The sequence below is a fragment of the Isoptericola sp. NPDC057191 genome (genome assembly GCF_042670225.1).
GTDB lineage: Bacteria > Actinomycetota > Actinomycetes > Actinomycetales > Cellulomonadaceae > Isoptericola.
On sequence record NZ_JBHUWC010000258.1, the window covers coordinates 1 to 4056 of the forward strand.

Consider the following 4056-nt stretch of genomic DNA (forward strand, 5'->3'; position numbering starts at 1 on the left):
CGGGCACCCCCGCCCGCCGGTCACCCGGTCCCCGCGCACCCGCGCCGGCACCACCAGCACCACGACGACGTGACGCACCCACCGAGGAGGAGCCGCATGCCCGCGAACCCGAAGGGCGGCCCGACCCCATGAAGTTCTACCTGAGGCGGATCGCCTTCTACGCGGTCACCCTCTGGGCCGCCATCTCCCTGAACTTCTTCATCCCGCGGCTGCTGCCGGGTGACCCGTTCACGATCCTCATGGCCAAGCTGCAACGTGCCGGGGACGTCTCGGAGAGCACCCTCAACAGCATCCGGCTCCTCCTCGGGGCCAGCGAGGACCTCAGCCTCGGGGAGCAGTACGTCCAGTACTGGAAGAACGTCCTCACCGGAGACCTCGGCGTCTCGGTGACGAACTTCCCGACGCCGGTCACCCAGCTCATCGGCGACGCGCTGCCGTGGACCCTCGGGCTGGTCGGCACCGCCACGATCATCTCCTTCGTGCTCGGCATCGGGCTCGGCGCGTTCGCCGGCTGGAAGCGCGGCACCTGGGTGGACGGCCTCGTCCCGAGCACCACGATGCTGCAGTCGCTGCCGTACTTCTGGGTCGCCCTCGTCCTCATCTTCGCGTTCGCCGTGAACCTCCAGTGGTTCCCGATCATCGGCGCGTACGACGTCTTCCACTTCAACGGCCCCGAGTGGAGCTGGGCCTTCGTCGGCTCCGTGCTCTACCACGCCTTCCTCCCCGCCGTGACGATCGTGATCTCGTCCGTCGGCGGCTGGCTGCTCGGGATGCGCAACATGATGGTCTCCACCCTGTCGGAGGACTACGTCACGACCGCCGAGGCCAAGGGCTTGCGACCCCGCCGCGTCTTCACCACCTACGCCATGCGCAACGCGGCACTGCCGTCCCTCGCCGGGTTCGGCGTCTCCCTCGGTTTCGTCGTCGCCGGCTCCCTCGTCATGGAGCAGGTCTTCACCTACCCCGGCGTCGGCAAGCTCATGATCACGGCGGTGCGCAACAACGACTACGCGCTGATGCAGGGAGTCTTCCTCGTCATCACGCTCGCGGTCCTCGCGGCCCTGTTCCTCATGGACCTCATCTACGGCTTCCTGGACCCGAGGACGCGCCACCATGACTGACACCCCCACCACCACCGCCGACGTGACGCCCGCCGACGCGACGCCCGCCGTCGCCACCGCGCCGGCCCCGAGGTCCGCCGTGCGCCAGATGATGCCCACGATGTCGGGCAAGCTCCTCGCCGGGCTGCTCCTCGTCGGCGCGATCGTGCTGTTCGCGCTCGTCGGCCCGCTCGTCACGCAGGACCCGCACAGCTCGGCCAACGACCCGATGCTGCCGCCGCAGCCCGGGCACTGGCTCGGCACCACCAGCCTCGGCTACGACGTGCTCGCACAGCTCGCCGAGGGCGCGCGCGGCTCCCTGCTCGTCGGGGTGACCGCAGGGCTCATCGCCATCGTCCTCGCGCTCCTGTTCGGCGTCGTCGCCGGGTACGTGCGCGGGTGGACGGACGAGGTCCTGTCCCTGATCACCAACATCATGATCGTCATCCCCGGCCTGCCGCTGATGATCGTGATCGCCAGCTACCTCCAGGTGCGCAGCACCCTCCTCGTCGCCCTCATCCTCGGCGTGACCGGCTGGGCGGGCGGGGCCGTCGTGCTGCGCTCGCAGGCGCGGTCCCTGCGCGTCCGCGACTACGTCTCCGCGGCCCGCGTCGCCGGCGAGAAGACCCCCCGGATCATCCTCGTCGAGGTGCTCCCCAACCTGCTGCCGCTCCTGGCGTCACAGTTCCTGTTCGCCATCGTCCTGTCGATCCTCGGCGAGGCGGGCCTGTCCTACCTGGGCCTCGGACCCAACGGCGCGATCACCTGGGGCACCATGCTCAACGAGGCGCAGGGCGGCAGCGCGCTCTCCCGCGGCGCCTGGTGGTGGTTCGTGCCGCCGGGCCTGATGATCGCCCTCTTCGGCACCGGGCTGTCGCTCGTGAACTTCGCCATCGACGAGATCGTCAACCCGAAGCTGCGGCTCGCGCCCGCCGCCGCCAAGAGCGTCCGCGAGGCCCGCCGGGCCGGCCGGGACAGGCTCGGCCGCGGCTCGGCGGTGCCCGCCACGGCGTCGGCTCCCGAGGGCGACGCGCCCGACCCGCAGGACTCGCCCGGCCAGAAGGAGAGGGTCGACGTATGACCGCCGCCGCCACCACGACGGGGCCCCTCAGCTCCGCGGCCCACGCCGCGCACGTGGCCGGGCTCGAACCCGTGCTCACCGCACGGCACGTGACCATCGAGTACGAGGTCGACCCGCCCGTCCAGGCCGTGCAGGACGTCTCGCTCACCCTGCACCGCGGCGAGATCCTCGGCCTCGCCGGAGAGTCCGGCTGCGGCAAGACGACCCTCGCCTACGGACTCAACCGGCTCCTCAAGCCGCCGGCGATCCTGCGCTCCGGCGAGGTGACGTTCCACGACGCCACCGGCACGGACATCGACGTCGTCGGCCTCACCGGCGACGCGCTCCGGGCGTTCCGCTGGGACAAGGTCTCCATGGTCTTCCAGGGCGCGATGAACTCGCTCAACCCGGTGATCAGCGTCCGCAAGCAGCTCGGCGACGTCCTCACCACCCACCGGCCCGAGCTGGGCAAGAAGGAGCGGGCCGCACGTTCCGCAGAGCTCCTCGAGCTCGTCGGCGTCGACCCGTCACGACTCGACAGCTTCGCGCACGAGCTCTCCGGCGGCATGCGCCAGCGCGTGATGATCGCGATGGCGATGGCGCTCAACCCGCAGGTCATGATCATGGACGAGCCGACCACCGCGCTCGACGTCGTCGTCCAGCGCGGCATCCTGCGCGAGATCATGCGGCTGCGCGAGCGGTTCAACTTCGCCGTCGTGTTCATCACGCACGACCTGCCCCTGCTGCTCGAGATCAGCGACCGCATCGCCGTCATGCGCGCCGGCGAGATCGTCGAGCTCGACACGGCCGAGGTGATCTACGCGCGCGCCCAGCACCCGTACACGCGGCAGCTGCTGAGCTCGTTCCCGAGCCTCACCGGCGACCGTGGCTCGTTCGTCCGCACCGGCGTCCCGCAGGCCGCCACCGAGGGGGAGGCGTCATGAGCAGCCTCGAGGTCCGTCACCTCGTCAAGGAGTTCAAGGTCCGCAACGGCATGAGCAGCACCCGGCTGCGGGCCGTCAACGACGTGTCGTTCACCCTGGAACCGGGCAGGACCATCGCCCTCGTCGGGGAGTCCGGGTCCGGCAAGTCGACCGTCGCCAAGATGATCTCCCAGCTCGAGACGCCCACCACGGGCGAGATCCTGCTCGACGGCGTCCCCGTCGCGCGGCGGGGGAAGGCCCTCGCGTCCTACCGGCACCAGGTGCAGATGGTCTTCCAGGACCCGTTCGCGTCGCTCAACCCGTACCACACCGTCGCCCACCACCTGGAGCGGCCCCTGCGTCTGCACGGCGTCACCAGCGGCGCGGCGCTGGAGCCCGCGGTCCACGACCTGCTCGAGCGCGTCAACCTCACCCCTGCTGCGCTCTACGCCGTGAAGCGGCCGCACGAGATGTCCGGGGGGCAGCGGCAGCGCGTCGCCATCGCCCGAGCCCTCGCGCCCGGCGCGCGGTTCCTCGTCGCCGACGAGCCCGTGTCCATGCTCGACGTGTCCATCCGGCTCGGCGTGCTCAACCTGCTCGCGAGGCTGCAGCGCGAGGAGAACCTCGGCGTCCTCTACATCACCCACGACCTCGCCACCGCCCGGCACTTCAGCGACGAGATCATCGTCATGTACCGGGGCGACGTCGTGGAGCGGGGGCCGTCCGACCAGGTCATCCTCGACCCGCAGCACGACTACACGAAGACGCTGCTCGCCGCAGCTCCCGAGCCGTCGCGGCACGGGCGGCTGCGAGCGGAGGTGCGGGCGGAGCTCGCTGTCCGCTGACCGGTGGTCGCTGTGGTCGCTGTCGCGCGGTGTCGCGTGCTGTGGTCGCTGTCGCGCGGGTCGGAGGCTTCTTCGCGCGGACGCGTTCACGGGCGCCAGGGCGCCCTCCACTTCGGGAGGGATACGTC

The 4056-nt window shown here is 70.8% G+C and carries 4 protein-coding genes; all 4 read left to right on the plus strand.

Translation table 11 applies throughout. The features are described 5' to 3' along the window. Positions 1-128: 128 nt before the first annotated feature. The 4 genes from ACFT55_RS19365 to ACFT55_RS19380 are packed head-to-tail and all read left to right on the plus strand — an operon-like array spanning position 129 to position 3928. Positions 129-1121 carry an ABC transporter permease gene (locus ACFT55_RS19365; RefSeq protein WP_380245478.1) on the plus strand — a complete coding sequence of 331 codons (993 nt, stop codon included), beginning with the start codon at positions 129-131 and terminating at the stop codon, positions 1119-1121. Next, positions 1114-2181: an ABC transporter permease gene (locus ACFT55_RS19370; protein ID WP_380245479.1), complete on the plus strand. Its 1068-nt coding sequence runs from the start codon at positions 1114-1116 to the stop codon at positions 2179-2181. Before ACFT55_RS19365 ends, ACFT55_RS19370 begins: the two co-directional genes overlap by 8 nt. Beyond that, the gene (locus ACFT55_RS19375; protein ID WP_380245480.1) at positions 2178-3104 is read left to right on the plus strand and encodes an ABC transporter ATP-binding protein; all 927 of its coding nucleotides are present in this window, start codon (positions 2178-2180) and stop codon (positions 3102-3104) included. The genes ACFT55_RS19370 and ACFT55_RS19375 overlap by 4 nt, the downstream gene beginning before the upstream one ends. Continuing rightward, entirely contained in the window at positions 3101-3928 is an 828-nt protein-coding gene (locus ACFT55_RS19380; protein WP_380245481.1) for an ABC transporter ATP-binding protein, read from the plus strand. Before ACFT55_RS19375 ends, ACFT55_RS19380 begins: the two co-directional genes overlap by 4 nt. Positions 3929-4056 lie beyond the last annotated feature (128 nt).